This window comes from Pseudomonas oryzihabitans (genome assembly GCF_001518815.1).
Taxonomy (GTDB): Bacteria; Pseudomonadota; Gammaproteobacteria; order Pseudomonadales; family Pseudomonadaceae; genus Chryseomonas; species Chryseomonas oryzihabitans_E.
Genome location: NZ_CP013987.1, coordinates 2,204,428 through 2,220,526, shown reverse-complemented (window position 1 = coordinate 2,220,526; position 16,099 = coordinate 2,204,428). Strand labels below are relative to the sequence as shown.

Genomic DNA, 16,099 nt, shown 5'->3' with positions numbered 1-16,099 from the left:
GCCTAAGCGAAACCCCTTATCGCTACCCGTGGTCTGCACTAACGAGCGTTGTCGTGGACAGCGCCGTCGCCAGCCACGGGATGGAGCCGATGTCGATCGATCTGGATAGCCTTCAGGACACCCTGGACGAGTGGGCCTATGAAGAGGTCACTCCTGTACTGCTGCAACACCGCCTCCAGATTCTCAATCAGCGTGGTCTCGACCGCCTGCCGCTGCCAGGCCAGGGGCAGACTCTGGATCGCTGGCGCGCCCTGGCCAAGGTGGCCAATCACGACCTGGGTCTGGTCAAGCTGTACGAAGGCCACACCGATGCCCTCGCCATCCTGAGCGAACTGGATGGTTTCGTACCATTGCCCGACAGCCTTTGGGGTGTCTGGGCGGCCGAACCGCCGGATGCGCGCCTGCTGGTCCGCTATGGCGCCGACAGCATGGTCACCCTGCATGGCCGCAAGTCCTGGTGCTCGGGCGCTTCGCTGGTCAGCCACGCGCTGGTGACCGCCTGGATGGACGATCATCCGATGCTGGTCGCCGTGGAAATGAATCAACCCGGCGTCGAGGTGACGCAGGACGGCTGGCGCGCCGTGGGCATGCAGGCCACTGGTAGCGTCGACGTCCTGTTCGACGGCGCCGCGGGCGTTCTCGTTGGCGCGCCGGGTCGCTATCTGCATCGTCCCGGCTTCTGGCATGGCGGTGGCGGCATCGCGGCCTGCTGGTATGGGTCGGCTACCGCCTTGGCCGATACCTTGCGGGCCCATTGCAAGCGCCATCGCGAACCTCACGCCCTGGCCCACCTGGGGCATGTGGACGCCGCCCTGCTTGGCGCGGCGACCGCGCTTCGCCAGGCGGCCGCCTGGATAGATCGCGAACCCACCGCAGACGCCCGCTATCCCATCTGCCAGTTACGTGCCGTGGTGGAACAGTGCTCGGAGATCGTTATTCGCCATGCCGGTCGCGCCTTTGGCGCCGCTCCGCTGTGTCGTGACGCCTATTGCGCGCGCCATATGGCGGACCTGCCCGTCTATCTGCGCCAGAGCCACGCCGAACGCGACCTGGCCGTGCTGGGTGATCTCAATCTGCTGGAGGGTGCTCCTTGGCAACTGTAGGTGATCGTCAGATTCAAGGAACAGGCACCACACCCGAAGCCTGGCTGCAGTGGAGCGGCTTTGCCGACATGCCGGCCGTGGAAGCTTCCCAGCTGGTACCACCGGGGCACCGGGCGGTGGTCGTCGCCCCTCACCCGGATGATGAGATTCTCGGTTGCGGCGGGCTGCTCTGCCTGCTGGGCGAACTGGGTCGGCGCCTGGCGCTGGTAGCGGTCACCGACGGCGACGGCAGCCATCCGCAATCGACGCTGTGGCCAGCCAGCCGACTACGCAACACCCGACCGCTGGAAACCCGCGAGGCCCTGCGCCGTCTGCAGCTGGAGCGTACCACCGTGACCCGGCTGGCGATCCCCGATGGCCAGGTGAGCGAGCAGGAAGACCTCCTGTGCCAACGCCTGCTGGATTTCCTCACGCCCGAGGACGTGGTCTTCGCCACCTGGCGCCTGGATGGCCACCCCGATCACGAGGCCACCGGCCGCGCCGCAGTGGAAGCCTGCCGGGTGCGGGGAGCCCGCTGCATCGAGGTGCCGATCTGGACCTGGCACTGGGCGGCGCCCGGCGATGCCCGGGTACCCTGGGCCCGCGCCCAGCGCCTCGATCTTGAAGACGACGTCGTGGCGCTCAAGAGGCAGGCGGTGAATGCCTTCGGCAGTCAGTTGACCGAGGACAGCAGCACGGGCCAGGGGCCGATTCTGCCGGACACCGTCGTCACCCGCCTGACGCGTGCCTGGGAGGTCTACCTCACATGACCGTCTCCATGAGCTATTTCGACTCGCTCTACGCCGACAGTGAAGACCCCTGGGACTATCGCCACCGCTGGTACGAAGCGCGCAAGCGCGACCTGACTCTGGCCATGCTGCCTCACCAACGCTATGCCCAGGGCTATGAACCGGGTTGCTCTACCGGCGAATTGTCACGCCGCCTGGCCGATCGCTGCGACCGGCTGCTGGTGAGCGACGGCAACGCCTCGGCGGTGGCCACCGCCAGCGAACGCCTGGCCGACCAGGGCCATGTCGAGGTGCGTCATCTACTGCTGCCCGGCGCATGGCCGCAAGGCACCTTCGACCTCATCGTCATCAGCGAGATCGGCTATTACCTCGGCACTGACGGTCTCGACACGCTGCTGTCGCAGGCGCAACGTGCCCTGCTCCCTGGTGGCGTGCTGCTCGGCTGCCACTGGCGCCATCCCATCGAGGGGTGCGCCCTGACCGGCGACCAGGTCCATGCGCGAATGGCCGCCCTGCCCGGCCTGCACCGCCTGAGCCAGCTCGAAGAAGCCGATTTCGTCCTTACCCTCTGGTCCTCCGACCCCACCTCCGTCGCCCGCCGGGAGCAGCTTCTATGATAGGTGCCGTGATACCTGCCCATAACGAAGAGCAACACGTCGAACGCTGTCTGCAATCCGTTCTACGCGCAGCACGGCATCCGGCCCTGCTGGGTGAAGAGGTCCAGATCGTCATCGTTCTGGACAGCTGCACCGATGGCACCGCCGACATCGTCCGGCGTCTGCCGGTGACCGCTCTGGAGGTCTGGGCGTGCAACGTAGGCCTGACCCGGGCGACGGGCGCCGCGCACCTGATCCAACGCGGCGCCCGCTGGCTGGCCTGCACCGATGCGGACTCCGAGGTGGCGCCGGACTGGTTCGCCGCCCAGCTCGCCTATGGTGCCGACGCGGTCTGTGGCGTAGTCGAGGTGGACGACTGGGCTCCCCACTCGCCCAGCCTGAGAGCCCGCTACGAGGCGGCCTATCATGACCGTGAAGGCCATCAGCACATCCATGGCGCCAACTTCGGCATCTCGGCGACGGCCTATCTGCAGGCTGGGGGCTTCCCGTCAATTACCGTGGACGAGGACGTCAGCCTGGTCACGGCGCTCAAGACCCAGGGCGCGCGGATCGCCTGGAGCAACAGCGTACGCGTCCGTACCAGCTCGCGGCTGGACTGCCGCGCCCGGGGTGGCTTTGGTGATTACCTGAGCCTGCTCGGCGCCACCGCCTGATCCCTAGACGCCCAGGGCGAAGGCCCCGGGTGTCGCGCCGAACTGCCGGCGAAAGGCGGCGATAAAGGCCGACGGTGAGTTGTAGCCGCAGTCCAGGGCGACTTCCGTGACCGCAACGCCCTGCTCCAGGCGCTCCAGCGCACTGATCAGCCGCAACCGCTGCCGCCAGGTTCGGAAGGTCAACTCGGTATCACGCAGGAAGGCCCGACTCAGGGTCTTTTCCGAAGCCCCCAGCACCCCTGACCACTGCGCCAGGGTGCGTTCGTCCGACGGATTGGCCGCCAGCGCCTCGCACAGCAGACGCAACCGACCGTCCTGCGGCGCCGGCAGGGACAGCCCCACTTCCGGCGCCGCCTGCAACTGGTCCAGCATCACCGACACCAGCCTACCCTCGGGCCCTGCCTCGTCATACTCCCGCGCGAAGCCACTGAAGGTCTTGATCAGCTCGCGAATCAACGGACTCACCGCCACCACCCGACAGCGCTCGCCTACGTAGGGCGCTGCCTCGGCGCCCACATAGAGACTGCGCATCTCGGCCTTGGGCGAAGAGCGCACCTGGTGCTCGACATCGGCGGCGATCCACACCGCCCGCTGTGGCGGTGCCACGTAGCTGCCTTCGGCCGTGGTCACCGTCAGCACACCCTTGATGGCATAGGACAGCTGCCCCCAGGGGTGCCGGTGCCAGGGCGTCCAGGCGGGTTGCGCCAGGGATTCGACCCGGGCATAGAGGCGCCGCGGCAGGTTGGTGAGTTCGGGAACGGGACGTTCGACCGCAGACTGTCCGTTTGACGACATCATTGGGGCTTTTCGCGTTAGTCGGCTCAATCAGGAGACGATAGCCTTGAGGCTATTCGCAGACAACCCGAGAGAGACCATGGCTCGTCCCCGCCTGATGCCCGATAACTTTACCCTGCTGTTGGTCGCCACGGTGATCCTCGCCAGCGTGCTGCCCTGCCGCGGCCTCGCGGCCCAGATCGCCAACGTGGTGACCAACATCGCCATCGGCCTGCTGTTCTTCCTGCACGGCGCCAAGCTGTCCCGCCAGGCACTGGTGGCGGGCATCACCCACTGGCGGCTGCACCTGCTGGTGTTTGCCTTCACCTTCGTCACCTTTCCACTGCTCGGGTGGGCGTTGCAGCCGCTGCTGGCGCCCCTGGTGACGCCGGAGCTCTACCTTGGTGTGCTGTTCATGTGCGCCCTGCCGGCCACGGTGCAGTCTTCCATTGCCTTCGTTTCCATGGCCCGCGGCAATGTGTCGGCGGCGGTCTGCAGTGCCTCCCTGTCCAGCCTGCTAGGTATCTTCCTCACGCCGCTGCTGGTACGGCTGCTGCTCGACGCCCATGGCGGCTCTGACGGCCAGAGCACCCTGGACGCCATCGTCAAGATCTGCGTCCAGTTGCTGCTGCCCTTCGTCGCCGGCCAGCTGCTGCGCCCGGTCATCGGCCACTGGGTGGACCGCCACAAGGGCAAGCTCAAGTTCGTCGACCAGGGTTCCATCCTGCTGGTGGTCTATACCGCCTTCAGTGCCGCGGTGATCGAAGGCCTGTGGCGAGAAACGCCGATGCTGTCGCTGGTGGGCCTGGTGTTCATCTGCGCGACCCTGCTGACCTTGGTGCTGCTCGCCACCTGTTACAGCGCACGGCTGCTGGGCATGAGCAAGGAAGACGAGATCACCGTGGTCTTCTGCGGCTCCAAGAAGAGCCTGGCCACGGGCGTACCCATGGCCAAGGTACTGTTCGCCGGCAGCACCATGGGTCCGGTGCTGCTGCCGATCATGCTGTTCCACCAGATCCAGCTGATGGTCTGCGCGGTGCTGGCGCAGCGCTATGCCCGGCGTGAGGCGGTGGAAGCCGCGCCCGTCGCGGCGCCGCTTCCCAAGTGATCTACTGAAGGTGAGGCGCCTGCCTAGCGCGCCTCGTCCTCGCGGACCGGCTTGCGCATCGTCACCCACTCCTCCGCTGCCGTGGGATGGATGCCCAGGGTATCGTCGAAGCACGCCTTGGTCGCCCCTGCCTTGAGGGCGATGGCCAGGCACTGGATCTGCTCGCCGGCATCCGGTCCGACCATGTGGCAGCCCAGTACCTGATCGCTGTCGGCATCCACTACCAGCTTCATCAGGGTGCGCTCCTGCACCTCGGTCAGGCTGAGCTTGGTCGGCCGGAAGCTGCTCTGGAAGATCTTCAGGCGATGGCCCCGTTCGCGGGCCTCCTCCTCGCTCAGGCCGATGCTGGCCAGGTTGGGCAGGCTGAAGACCGCGCTGGCGATCAGATCGTAGTTCAGCGGACGATAGCTGTCCGGACTGAACAGGTGGCGCGCCAGGGTCATGCCTTCGGCCAGGGCAACGGGAGTCAGCTGCACCCGGCCAATGACGTCGCCGATGGCATAGATCGAGGGCTCCGAGGTCTGGAAGGTCTCGCCCACCTCGATGAAGCCGCGCTCGTCCAGGGCGACGCCCGTGTTTTCCAGGCCCAGGTCATCCAGCATCGGCCGGCGGCCGGTGGCGTAGAAGACGCAATCGGCTTCCAGGACGCTACCGTCCTTGAGCGTCACCTGCAGGCTGCCATCAGCGGCCTTGTCGATCCGCGCCACGTCGGCGTTGAATTGCAGGTCGTGGCCACGCTTGAGCATCTCGTCGCGCAGATGTTCGCGCACCCCGCGGTCGAAGCCACGCAGGAACAGCTCCCGGCGATACAACAGGGTGGTCTTGGCACCGAGCCCCTGGAAGATCGACGCGAATTCCACGGCGATGTAGCCACCGCCCACCACCACGACCCGCTTGGGCAGCTCAGGCAGGTAGAAGGCCTCGTTCGAGGTGATGGCGTGCTCGCGCCCCGGGAAGTCGGGTACGTCCGGCCAGCCACCGGTGGCGATGAGGATGCGCTCGCACCGGTAGCGCTGGCCTTCCACCTCGACGGTATGGGGGTCGAGGATGCGCGCGTGGGCTTCCAGCAGGGTCACCCCACTGTTGACTAGCAGCGCCCGGTAGATGCCATTCAGCCGGCGGATCTCGTGGTCCTTGCTGGCGACCAGGGTATTCCAGTCGAAGGCCGGCACCTCGGCATCCCAGCCATAGCCACGCGCCTGGCGGAATTCATCGCGAAAGGAGGCGCCGTAGATGAAGTACTTCTTGGGCATGCAGCCCACGTTGACGCAGGTGCCACCCAGGTAGCGGCTTTCCGCTACCGCCACCCGGGCACCGAGGTCGGCGGCGAAGCGCGCGGCACGCACCCCGCCCGAACCGGCGCCTATCACGAAGAGGTCGAAATCATAGGTCGTCATGAAGCTTTCTCTCTGCTGCTGCTGGCGTCAGCATAACGCAAGCTACCCTATGGCGCGGTGCCAGTGGCCAGCCGCCAGAAACGACAAGGCCACCCGTAGGTGGCCTCCTCGACTGCACGCAGCGGCTTACAGCGCCTTGTACAGATTCTCGAAGCAGAAGTTGGTGGCTTCGACGAAGCCTTCCGCGCTACCGCAATCGAACCGCTGACCCTTGAATTTGTAGGCCAGCACGCAACCGTCCTGAGCCTGCTTCATCAGGGCGTCGGTGATCTGGATCTCGCCACCCTTGCCCGGCTCGGTCTGCTCGATCAGGTCGAAGATGTCCGGCGTCAGGATGTAGCGACCGATGATCGCCAGGTTGGAAGGAGCATCTTCCGGCTTGGGCTTCTCGACCATGTTGTTCACGCGGTAGATGTCGTCACGGATCATCTCGCCGGCGATCACACCGTACTTGTTGGTCTCGTTGGCCGGGACTTCCTGGATGGCCACGATGGAGCAGCGGAACTGGTTGTAGAGCTTCACCATCTGCTTGAGGACGCTGTCGCCGTCGAGGTTCAGGCAAAGGTCGTCCGCCAGCACCACGGCAAAGGGCTCGTCACCGATCAGCGGACGGCCGGTCAGGATGGCGTGGCCCAGGCCCTTCATCTCCACCTGACGGGTGTAGGAGAAGGTGCAGTTGTCGATCAGTTTACGAATGCCGACCAGGTACTTTTCCTTGTCGGTGTTCTTGATCTGGCTTTCCAGCTCGTAGCTGATGTCGAAATGGTCTTCCAGCGAACGCTTGCCACGGCCGGTGACGATTCCGATTTGATGCAGGCCCGCCTCCAGAGCTTCCTCCACGGCGTACTGCACCAGAGGCTTGTTCACGATGGGCAGCATTTCCTTGGGCATGGCCTTGGTCGCGGGGAGAAAACGAGTGCCATAGCCGGCTGCCGGAAACAGACATTTGGTGATCATGGGAGTCCTTTGATCTGTACGTGAAGGCGAAACGAACGGCGGTCTATCCAGCCGCTTGTCGCATACAATGCCCGAAGCGCGCGACGCTGGAAATAGCCAGGCATGGGCGCTCAGTGGACGTGCGGATACGACTCCAGGATTGGCTTCCGGTTCTGCGCAAAGCGCCAAAGAACTGCTATCGTCCAAAGTTTGGAACCAGCGTCACGACTCCGCGGATAGATCTCGATATGAAGAAATGGATGCTCCCGTTGCTGTGTGTTTCACTCGCCGGCTGCTCCCTGGGCGGTCACCACGAGGCCGAGGAGATGCGCCCGCTGACCGCGGAACAGACCACCCTGCTGCGCCAGAACGACCTCTTGCAGGCCAAGCTGCTGGTGCTGGGCGGCAGTGAAGAACAGCTCAAGCTCGCGGATGCCCTGCTGTTGCGCAACGGTGGCAGCAGTGCCGATGGGGAGGTGGAATTCTACCGGGCGGTGGTGGCCATCAAGCAGGGGCCGCAGACCGACGATGTACTGGAACTGCTGAACACGTCGGCCAGCCACCACTATCCCCTGGCGTACGCCCTGCTCTATCGCATGTACACCGATCCCTTCCTGGTGCCCGAGGCGGATCCCATCCAGGCGCAGACCTACAAGAGCGCCTATGCGGAGCTCGCGGTGGCCAAGAGCGGCTATCCGTCCTTCGACAAGGCCGTGGAAGTCACTCGCCAACTGGCCCCCTGAGGCGGCCTCTCTAGCCGGCTGCTTTGCGGCCGGTCACACTCTGGCACTGGCGAATGAGTAGCCGTTGACCTTTCGTTCATTCGAATGATGTCAATTGGCCGCCTGACGGTAGCATTCAAGCTCCACCGTCCTGCCGCCCAGAGCCTTTTCCATGTCCTCGCTTGGAAAGCTTTCACCCGATATCGCCGCCGCCCGCACGGTGACGCATCGCCTCGTCCTGTTGTTGCTGGGGTTCTTCGCGCTGGCCATCGTGCTGACGCGCCTGCCCACCTTCATCAACGCCTCCAGCGGCGAGACCTGGCAGATTCGCGGCGGACAGATTCCGTTGATGCAGTATCCCTCCATGCCGGAACGTAGCGTGGTCGCCAACCGCCAGCTGATCACCCTGCTCAACCCCGATGATCGCATCCTGGTCCTGGACAGCGCGCCCTTCCGCCCCTGGAAGAAGGTCATGCTGATCGGTGAAGACAGCCGCGTCGGCTGGATTCGCGTCACGCCGGCCCTGGGGGCGGTTCGGGTGGAGTGACGCCGGCCCCGGAACGCGACGACAGCAGCCGCATGACCCGGATGTCATGCCAGCGATACCAGCGTTCATGGCCCAGCCGTTGCGCCTCGCGATGCTCCGGATGGGTGCCCCAGGCCGCCGCGGAGGCCTGGTCGACCCAGTAGGACAGCGTGATGCCCAGGCCATCGGCGCCACGCACCGACTCCACCGCCAGAAAGCCCGGCTGCTCCTGCGCCAGCTCCAGCATGCGCCTGGCCATCCGCTCATAGGCGGGATCCTCGTCCGCGCGCTGTGAGACGAAGGCGACGACTACGCAGTCCTCAGGCACGGCCACCCGGCTCATGGCTGCTCTGCCCGGGCGGCGATAACCGCCTTCAGCCAGGACCGCACCGCCACCGGCACCTGCCCGGCCAGCGCTTCGCGTTCCGGCTGGTAGAGGGTGCCGAAATGACAGGGATGGGTCTGGAGTTCGAAGGCGACCGGCAGCTCTTCGTCATCCCAGGCCAGCACGCGCCAGCCCGCGGCGAGCAGCGCCGGCAGGTACTCGGCATTCACGCCGAAGCGACAATGATAGGCAGCCCGGGCCCGCTCGCTTCCGTCCAGCCCTATCAGCCGCGAATCCGGTAGCAGACGGAGTTCATTGTGAAATTCAACGCGGGCACAGCTCAGCGGCGCCAGCAATGCCCGTGTCGTCAATGGATTTTCCTCGGCGTGGGCGGCATCGGCCCAGCCCAGCACCGAGTGGGCGTATTCCAGCAACGCATACTGCAGACCGCCGCAGGTACCGAGAAAAGGAATCCGCTGCTCCCGGACCGTGCGGATCGTCGCCAGGACACCTTCACGATTACGATAGGGGCTGCCCGGGACGCACCAGAGACCGTCACAGGCGCGCAGCGCGCCATCCGCTTCCACGCTCGGCAGCCAGCGCGGCCGCAGTACGACGCCGAGCTCCGTGGCAGCCAGCGCCAGGGCCTGTGGAATGGCCTGATGAGCGAGGATGGAAGCATCTTGATCACCCAGGAGCACGATCTCGTATGACGCCATGGCGGACACCTGCACGCGTGAGGAAAGGTCCGACTCTAGGGCGTCAAGGCCAAGGTTTTAATAGGCGTCAGGGTCAGCAGGCCTTGCGCCGCTGCCCTGTCGAGCGCAGCCGTACCGACTGCCCCTGTTAGCCACTGGATCTCCCCAAAAAACACGCCCGGTACAGTGCTGTACCGGGCGTTGGCGTGCCGCGTGGATCAAGGCGCCGGATTGGGCTGGGCGACGTGGATGGCTTCGATGGCGGCCAGCGTTTCGCTGTCCAGTACCAGTTCGCTGCTCGCCAGATTGCTTTCCAGCTGGGCGAGCGAGGTGGCGCCGATGATGTTGCTGGTCACGAAGGGGCGGCTGGTGACGAAAGCCAGAGCCATCTGCGCCGGATCCAGACCACGGTCCCGCGCCAACTCGACATAGGCCTGGGCGGCACGCTGCGCCTGGGGATTGCTGTAGCGCTGGAAGCGCTCGAACAGGGTCAGCCGGGCACCGTCCGGACGGGCGCCCTGCAGGTATTTGCCAGCCAGCACGCCAAAGGCGAGCGGCGAATAGGCCAGCAAGCCCACCTGCTCACGGATGGCCTGCTCGGCCAGACCGACTTCGAAGCTGCGATTGAGCAGGTTGTAGGGATTCTGGATGGAGACCACCCGCGGCCAGCCCCGGGTCTCGCTCAGGTGCAGAAACTGCTGCACGCCCCATGGCGTTTCGTTGGACAGGCCCACATGGCGGACCTTGCCCGCGCGCACCAGGCCGTCGAGGGCTTCGAGAGTCTCTTCCAGGGGCGTGAAGGCCGCCTCGCTGTGCTCATAACCCAGCTGACCGAAGTAGTTCGTCCGGCGATCCGGCCAGTGCAGCTGGTAGAGATCCAGGTAGTCGGTGTTGAGGCGCTTGAGACTGGCGTCCAGCGCCGCGGTGAGATTGGCCTTTGTGAACGCCAGCCCGCCCTCGCGGATATAGTCCATGTCGCGCCCGGGACCGGCCGCCTTGCTGGCCAGTATCCAGTCGGCGCGGTCACCCTGCTGGCGAAAATAGTTGCCGATGATGGTTTCGGTACGGGTATAGGTTTCGGCGCGCGGCGGTACCGGATACATCTCCGCCGTGTCGATGAAGTTGACCCCGGCAGCCTTGGCAGCGCGCAGCTGCTCGAAGGCCTCGGCTTCGGTGTTCTGCTCACCCCAGGTCATGGTGCCCAGCGCGATGGCGCTAACCTTGAGATCGGTACGACCCAGCGATCGAAAGTGCATCTGGAAGCTCTCTGTTCGTGCGGAAGTCGTACAAGTTATCAGGAGCCCGAGGGGTCTGCCCATCGCTCAACCGGGTCTTTTGGTCATCCCCCGCCGGGCCGCACTCGCCAGGGGCATTGTGAATCCGTAGAATGCCGCCCCGCCTCAGCGCCCTGGGTTCCCTCACCCCAGGTAATCAAAAAAGGACTGCCCATGTCTGCCTTGCCTGCTACCCCGCGGCGTGCCCTGGTGGCCGCCCTCGTCGGTTTCCACATCCTCATCATCATCGCCAGCAATTACCTGGTGCAGCTCCCGCTGCAGCTCTTCGGCTGGCATACCACCTGGGGCGCCTTCAGCTTCCCCTTCATCTTCCTGGCCACCGACCTTACCGTCCGGGTAATGGGCAAGGCTCCTGCGCGCCAGGTCATCGCGCGGGTAATGGTCCCGGCGCTGGTGGTCTCCTACCTGGTTTCCGTGCTGTTCCAGGACGGCGGCTTCCAGGGCTGGACGGCGCTGGCCGTGGTCAACGTCTTTGTCCTGCGCATTTCGCTGGCCAGCTTTTGCGCCTACGTGCTCGGCCAACTGCTCGACATTCAGGTGTTCGACCGGCTGCGGCGCTCACCCCACTGGTGGCTGGCGCCAACCGCCTCGACCCTGTTCGGCAATGGGCTCGATACCCTCGCCTTCTTCTTCGTGGCCTTCTGGCGCAGCGACAACCCCTTCATGGCCAGTCACTGGCCGGAGATCGCCCTGGTCGACTATGGCGTCAAGCTGACGGTCAGCCTGCTGCTCTTCGTGCCGCTCTACGGGGTGCTGTTGCGCTCCCTGGTGCCCCAGGCCCTGGCGCGCCGCCCTGATCTGGCCTGAAGCCAGGATTGCTGGCGAGCGCGGCTTCGGCCTAGAGTGACGACCCGCTCCCCGCATCAGGCCTCGCCATGCTCGCCACCGCCCTCGCCCGCTTCCCGCGCCTGACGCTACAACCCTCGGCAACCCCGCTGGATGTCCTGCCACGGCTGTCGGCGGAACTTGGCCGACCGATCTATTGCAAGCGCGACGACACCACCAGCCTGGCCCTGGGCGGCAACAAGGTGCGCAAGCTGGAGTACCTCGTCGCCGAGGCCCTGGCTGCAGGTGCCGACACCCTGGTGACCGCGGGCGCCATCCAGTCCAACCACGTTCGCCAGACCGCGGCCGTCGCGGCCCAGCAGGGGCTGGAGTGCGTGGCCCTGTTGGAAAATCCCCTCGGCACAACAGATCCCGGTTATCTGCACGGCGGCAATCGCCTTCTACTGGAGCTGTTTGGCGCCCAGATCCGTTCGGTCGCGGTCCTCGATGATCCGCTCAATCAGCTGGAAGCCGAGGCCGAGCGCCTGCGCCAGCAGGGGCGCACGCCACGTGTGATCCCCATCGGCGGTTCAAGTGCCCTGGGCGCCCTCGGCTACGTCCGCGCCGGTCTGGAGCTGGCCGGGCAACTGGATGCCCTGGACCTGCAACCGGCCGCCGTCATTCTCGCCTCCGGCAGCGCCGGCACCCAGGCCGGGCTGGACCTTGCCTTCCATCATCTGCGACCGGGCATGCCGGTGATCGGCATCACCGTCTCACGCACTCAGGCCGAACAGTTGCCCAAGGTAGCCCTGTTGCGCCAACAACTTGCCGAGCTGCTGGGGGTCACCGCGCCTGAAGATCCACCTGTGTTGCGCGACGGCTACTTCGGCCCACGCTATGGCGAACCCAATCCCGGCACCCTGGCCGCCATCCGCTGCCTAGGCCGCCTGGAAGGCCTGGTGCTGGATCCGGTCTATACCGGCAAGGCCATGGCCGGCCTGCTGGACCTGGTGACTACCGATGCCTTGCCACCCGGGCCAGTAGTGTTCCTGCACACCGGCGGGGCGCCGGGCACCTTTGCCTACGGCGATTGGTTGGCTTGATCGGCTAGCCAACTGACTGGGCGATGGCATAACGTCAGCAGTTTTCGGACTTGGGATGTCAGATCAGACACCCCCATAGTGGCGCACCCTCATACACTCAAGGATCACCTCATGCGCAAACCTCTCTCCCAGCGTCTGTTCCGTAGTGCCGCCCTGTTGCTGGCCCTAGGCCTGGCGCACCAGGCCACCGCTCAGGCCGAAGACCTGCTGCAGACCGTCAAGCAGCGCGGCGAACTGGTCGTTGGCCTGGAAGGCACCTACCCACCCTTCAGCTTCCAGAACGAGCAGGGCCAGCTGACCGGTTTCGAAGTGGACTTCGCCAAGGCCCTGGCCAAGGAACTGGGCGTCGATGCCAAGATCCAGCCCGGCAAGTGGGACGGCCTGTTGGCCGCCCTTGAGTCGCGTCGCCTGGATGTGGTGATCAATCAGGTGACCATCAGTGAGGAGCGCAAGAAGAAATACGACTTCTCCACCCCCTACACCGTCTCCGGCATCCAGGCCCTGGTACGCAAGGACGACGTCGACAGCATCAAGACCGCCGCCGATCTCGCCGGCAAGAAGGTCGGCGTCGGTCTGGGCACCAACTATGAGCAGTGGCTGCGCCAGAACGTACCCAAGGCGGATGTCCGCACCTACGAAGACGACCCGACCAAATACCAGGACCTGCGCGTAGGCCGCATCGACGCCATCCTCGTCGACCGCCTGGCCGCCCTGGAGCTGCTGTCCAAGACCAAGGACCGCCTGGCACTGGCCGGCGAACCCTTCAGCCGTCAGGAATCGGGCGTCGCCGAGCGCAAGGGCGATCCGGAATTCCACGCCGCGGTCGACCAGGCCATCGCCAAGCTGCGCGCTGACGGCACGCTGGCGAAGATCTCCGAGAAGTGGTTCAAGGCCGACGTCACCCAATGAGTGGCACCCTTCAGCTCCTGCTCGATTCGCTGCCCTTCCTGCTGAAGGGCGCGATCTGGACCGTGGTCCTGAGCCTTGGCGGCATGTTCTTCGGACTGCTGCTGGGCTTCGGCCTGGCCCTGTTGCGGCGTTCATCCAATCTGCTGCTACGTAGCCTCGCGCGGCTGTACATCTCCTTTTTCCGAGGTACGCCGCTGCTGGTGCAGTTGTTCGTCATCTACTACGGCCTGCCCGAGCTGGGCCTGCAACTCGATCCGCTCCCGGCGGCGCTGATCGGCTTCTCGCTGAACATGGCGGCCTATACGGCGGAGATCATTCGCTCGGCCATCGGTGCCATCGACCGCGGCCAATGGGAAGCCGCCGCCAGCATCGGCATGACGCCCCTGCAGACCTTGAGACGCGCCATCCTGCCCCAGGCCCTGCGCATCGCCCTGCCGCCGCTGGGCAACAGCTTCATTTCGCTGGTGAAGGACACCTCGCTGGCCGCCACCATCCAGGTGCCCGAACTCTTCCGCCAGGCCCAACTGATCACCGCCCGCACCTTCGAGATCTTCAGTCTCTATCTGGCGGCAGCGTTGCTCTACTGGATCCTGGCCAGCTTGCTGTCCACCTTGCAGAACCGGCTGGAACGGCACTACGGGCGTCACATCAACGAACGAGGCCAGTCATGATCCAGGTGAAGGGGCTGTCCAAGTCCTTCCGGCAGCAGACCGTGCTCCAGGCCATCGATCTGGAGGTAGCCCAGGGCGAGGTGGTGGCCATCATCGGCCCCAGCGGTTCGGGCAAGACCACCCTGTTGCGCTGCCTGAACCTGCTGGAAACGCCGGATGCCGGCAGCATCCGCCTGGGCGAGTTGACCATCGACGCGAGCCGGCCGCTGAAATCCCAGCAGGCGACCATCCGCCAGGTGCGCCAGCGCATGGGTTTCGTTTTCCAGAACTTCAATCTGTTCCCCCATCGCACCGCGCTGGAGAACGTGATCGAGGGCCCGCTCATCGTCCAGGGCGAGGACCGCACCAGCGCCCTCGCCCACGGCCGCGAACTCTTGTCCAAGGTCGGCCTGGCCGACAAGGCCGACAGCTATCCGGGGCAGTTGTCCGGTGGGCAGCAGCAACGGGTCGCCATCGCTCGCGCGCTGGCCATGCGGCCCCAGGCCATTCTTTTCGACGAACCGACTTCGGCGCTCGATCCCGAGCGGGTCGGCGAGGTGCTGGAGACGATTCGTGGGCTGGCCCAGGAAGGCCGTACCCTGCTCATCGTGACCCACGAGATGGCGTTCGCCCGTGACGTCGCCCACCGCGTGCTGTTCATGGACGGTGGCCACATCGTCGAACAGGGCCCGGCGGCCGAGCTGTTCAATCGACCGCGGGAGGAACGAACCCGGCGTTTTCTCGCCAAGTTCGTTCGCGATAGCGCTGCCGACTACTCCTGAGCCAGACCAGCGCAGCCCTGCAGGCTGGCCTGGCTGACGTTGCTGTTGGCTGGCACGCCATGGGTCAGCCAGACGTTGCCGCCAATGGTCGAGCCCTGGCCGATGGTGATGCGCCCGAGGATGGTGGCCCCGGCATAGATCACCACGTCGTCCTCGACGATGGGATGGCGCGGGTGCCCCTTCTTGAGGTTGCCCTCGGCATCGGCCGGGAAGCGCTTGGCGCCCAGGGTCACCGCCTGATAGATGCGTACCCGGTCACCGATGATGCAAGTCTCGCCAATCACCACGCCGGTACCATGATCGATGAAGAAGCCTTCGCCGATCTGGGCGCCCGGGTGGATGTCGATGCCAGTGGCCGAATGTGCCCGCTCACTCACCATGCGCGCCAGCAGCGGCAGCCCGCTGCGATAGAAATGATGGGCGATGCGATGGTGGATCATGGCGTGGATGCCCGGATAGCAGAGCAGCACCTCGTCCACGCTGCGCGCGGCCGGGTCGCCCTGGTAGGCGGCGATGACGTCGGTGTCCAGCAGACGGCGCAGATCCGGCAGGGCCAGGGCGAAGGCCTGTACCAGCCGCCGGGCCTCGTCGGCGCGATCGACACCGTTCTCACCACGCTGTTTGCCGAAATAGTCGAGCTCCAGCTTCGCCTGGATCATCAGGGCATTGAGCGCGCGTTCCAGTTCGAAGCCGACATAGAAGTCCTCGCTTTCCTGGCGCAGCTGATCCGGTCCGAGCCGCAGCGGAAAGAGCGCGCCGCTCAGGGATTCGATCACGCTGGCCATGACACTGCGTGACGGCAGTTCGCGGCCGCTGAATTCACGGAAGCGCCCGTGCGTTTCGCGCCATTGGCTGCGTGCGGCATGCAGTTCGCCAACGATGCGACTCAGCTGCCAGTCATTGCCACCCGTGGGTTGCCCATTAAATTCGCTCATAAGTTATCTACCCAGTTGCCAGGCTGACGAGGATAAAGTATCCGATCATCCCTGACAGCCTGCGTCGCACCAG

At 65.4% G+C, this 16,099-nt stretch carries 19 protein-coding genes; 12 read left to right on the top strand and 7 right to left on the bottom strand.

Annotation, left to right across the window (positions count from 1 at the left end; genetic code table 11):
* The first annotated feature begins 89 nt into the window (after positions 1 to 89).
* The 4 genes from APT59_RS10320 to APT59_RS10305 are packed head-to-tail and all read left to right on the top strand — an operon-like array spanning position 90 to position 3,101.
* The gene (locus tag APT59_RS10320; RefSeq protein WP_420480515.1) at positions 90 to 1,103 is read left to right on the top strand and encodes an acyl-CoA dehydrogenase; all 1,014 of its coding nucleotides are present in this window, start codon (positions 90 to 92) and stop codon (positions 1,101 to 1,103) included.
* Positions 1,091 to 1,852, top strand: coding sequence for a PIG-L deacetylase family protein (locus tag APT59_RS10315; RefSeq protein WP_237140590.1), 762 nt, complete (start codon positions 1,091 to 1,093; stop codon positions 1,850 to 1,852). The genes APT59_RS10320 and APT59_RS10315 overlap by 13 nt, the downstream gene beginning before the upstream one ends.
* Entirely contained in the window at positions 1,849 to 2,448 is a 600-nt protein-coding gene (locus APT59_RS10310) for a class I SAM-dependent methyltransferase (RefSeq protein WP_059314760.1), read from the top strand. Before APT59_RS10315 ends, APT59_RS10310 begins: the two co-directional genes overlap by 4 nt.
* A complete protein-coding gene (locus tag APT59_RS10305; protein WP_059314759.1) occupies positions 2,445 to 3,101 on the top strand; it encodes a glycosyltransferase in 657 nt (218 codons plus the stop codon). Before APT59_RS10310 ends, APT59_RS10305 begins: the two co-directional genes overlap by 4 nt.
* A 3-nt stretch (positions 3,102 to 3,104) precedes the next feature.
* On the opposite strand, the gene APT59_RS10300 is transcribed toward APT59_RS10305, so the two are convergent.
* Positions 3,105 to 3,899, bottom strand: coding sequence for an AraC family transcriptional regulator (locus tag APT59_RS10300; RefSeq protein WP_082696320.1), 795 nt, complete (start codon positions 3,897 to 3,899; stop codon positions 3,105 to 3,107).
* A 76-nt stretch (positions 3,900 to 3,975) separates the two neighbouring features.
* Here APT59_RS10300 and APT59_RS10295 point away from each other — a divergent pair, with 76 nt between their 5' ends.
* A complete protein-coding gene (locus APT59_RS10295; RefSeq protein ID WP_059314758.1) occupies positions 3,976 to 4,983 on the top strand; it encodes a bile acid:sodium symporter family protein in 1,008 nt (335 codons plus the stop codon).
* A gap of 23 nt (positions 4,984 to 5,006) precedes the next feature.
* Here APT59_RS10295 and gorA read toward each other — a convergent pair whose 3' ends face one another.
* The gene (gene gorA, locus APT59_RS10290) at positions 5,007 to 6,380 is read right to left on the bottom strand and encodes a glutathione-disulfide reductase (RefSeq protein ID WP_059314757.1); all 1,374 of its coding nucleotides are present in this window, start codon (positions 6,378 to 6,380) and stop codon (positions 5,007 to 5,009) included.
* A 126-nt stretch (positions 6,381 to 6,506) separates the two neighbouring features.
* Complete coding sequence (galU, locus tag APT59_RS10285) at positions 6,507 to 7,337, bottom strand: UTP--glucose-1-phosphate uridylyltransferase GalU (RefSeq protein ID WP_059314756.1); 831 nt, start codon at positions 7,335 to 7,337, stop codon at positions 6,507 to 6,509.
* 239 nt (positions 7,338 to 7,576) lie between these two features.
* Here galU and APT59_RS10280 point away from each other — a divergent pair, with 239 nt between their 5' ends.
* Both APT59_RS10280 and APT59_RS10275 read left to right on the top strand, forming a co-directional pair.
* Entirely contained in the window at positions 7,577 to 8,059 is a 483-nt protein-coding gene (locus APT59_RS10280; RefSeq protein WP_237140589.1) for a hypothetical protein, read from the top strand.
* Positions 8,060 to 8,210: 151 nt separating this feature from the next.
* A complete protein-coding gene (locus APT59_RS10275; protein ID WP_059314754.1) occupies positions 8,211 to 8,585 on the top strand; it encodes a hypothetical protein in 375 nt (124 codons plus the stop codon).
* Here the strand turns inward: APT59_RS10275 and APT59_RS10270 are convergent.
* The 3 genes from APT59_RS10270 to APT59_RS10260 all read right to left on the bottom strand — a co-directional run bounded on the left by APT59_RS10270 (position 8,551) and on the right by APT59_RS10260 (position 10,843).
* On the bottom strand, positions 8,551 to 8,907 hold the full coding sequence (locus APT59_RS10270) for an antibiotic biosynthesis monooxygenase family protein (protein WP_059314753.1): 357 nt from the start codon (positions 8,905 to 8,907) through the stop codon (positions 8,551 to 8,553). The two genes, APT59_RS10275 and APT59_RS10270, sit on opposite strands and share 35 nt — an antisense overlap.
* Positions 8,904 to 9,608, bottom strand: coding sequence for a glutamine amidotransferase-related protein (locus APT59_RS10265; protein WP_059314752.1), 705 nt, complete (start codon positions 9,606 to 9,608; stop codon positions 8,904 to 8,906). Before APT59_RS10265 ends, APT59_RS10270 begins: the two co-directional genes overlap by 4 nt.
* Before the next feature lie 197 nt (positions 9,609 to 9,805).
* Positions 9,806 to 10,843, bottom strand: coding sequence for an NADP(H)-dependent aldo-keto reductase (locus APT59_RS10260; RefSeq protein WP_059314751.1), 1,038 nt, complete (start codon positions 10,841 to 10,843; stop codon positions 9,806 to 9,808).
* A gap of 192 nt (positions 10,844 to 11,035) precedes the next feature.
* Here APT59_RS10260 and APT59_RS10255 point away from each other — a divergent pair, with 192 nt between their 5' ends.
* The 5 genes from APT59_RS10255 (at position 11,036) to tcyN (ending at position 15,091) form a co-directional block, all read left to right on the top strand.
* Complete coding sequence (locus APT59_RS10255) at positions 11,036 to 11,689, top strand: 7-cyano-7-deazaguanine/7-aminomethyl-7-deazaguanine transporter (protein ID WP_059314750.1); 654 nt, start codon at positions 11,036 to 11,038, stop codon at positions 11,687 to 11,689.
* 68 nt (positions 11,690 to 11,757) lie between these two features.
* A complete protein-coding gene (locus tag APT59_RS10250; RefSeq protein WP_059314749.1) occupies positions 11,758 to 12,750 on the top strand; it encodes a D-cysteine desulfhydrase in 993 nt (330 codons plus the stop codon).
* Between the two features lie 111 nt (positions 12,751 to 12,861).
* Positions 12,862 to 13,659 (top strand): cystine ABC transporter substrate-binding protein, encoded by a 798-nt coding sequence (gene tcyJ / locus APT59_RS10245; protein ID WP_059314748.1) that lies wholly within the window; start codon positions 12,862 to 12,864, stop codon positions 13,657 to 13,659.
* Positions 13,656 to 14,330: a cystine ABC transporter permease gene (gene tcyL / locus APT59_RS10240; RefSeq protein WP_059314747.1), complete on the top strand. Its 675-nt coding sequence runs from the start codon at positions 13,656 to 13,658 to the stop codon at positions 14,328 to 14,330. Before tcyJ ends, tcyL begins: the two co-directional genes overlap by 4 nt.
* Positions 14,327 to 15,091, top strand: a complete 765-nt coding sequence (gene tcyN, locus APT59_RS10235; protein ID WP_059314746.1) for an L-cystine ABC transporter ATP-binding protein TcyN — start codon at positions 14,327 to 14,329, stop codon at positions 15,089 to 15,091. Before tcyL ends, tcyN begins: the two co-directional genes overlap by 4 nt.
* On the opposite strand, the gene epsC is transcribed toward tcyN, so the two are convergent.
* Complete coding sequence (gene epsC, locus APT59_RS10230) at positions 15,082 to 16,026, bottom strand: serine O-acetyltransferase EpsC (RefSeq protein ID WP_059314745.1); 945 nt, start codon at positions 16,024 to 16,026, stop codon at positions 15,082 to 15,084. The two genes, tcyN and epsC, sit on opposite strands and share 10 nt — an antisense overlap.
* Positions 16,027 to 16,099: the final 73 nt, after the last annotated feature.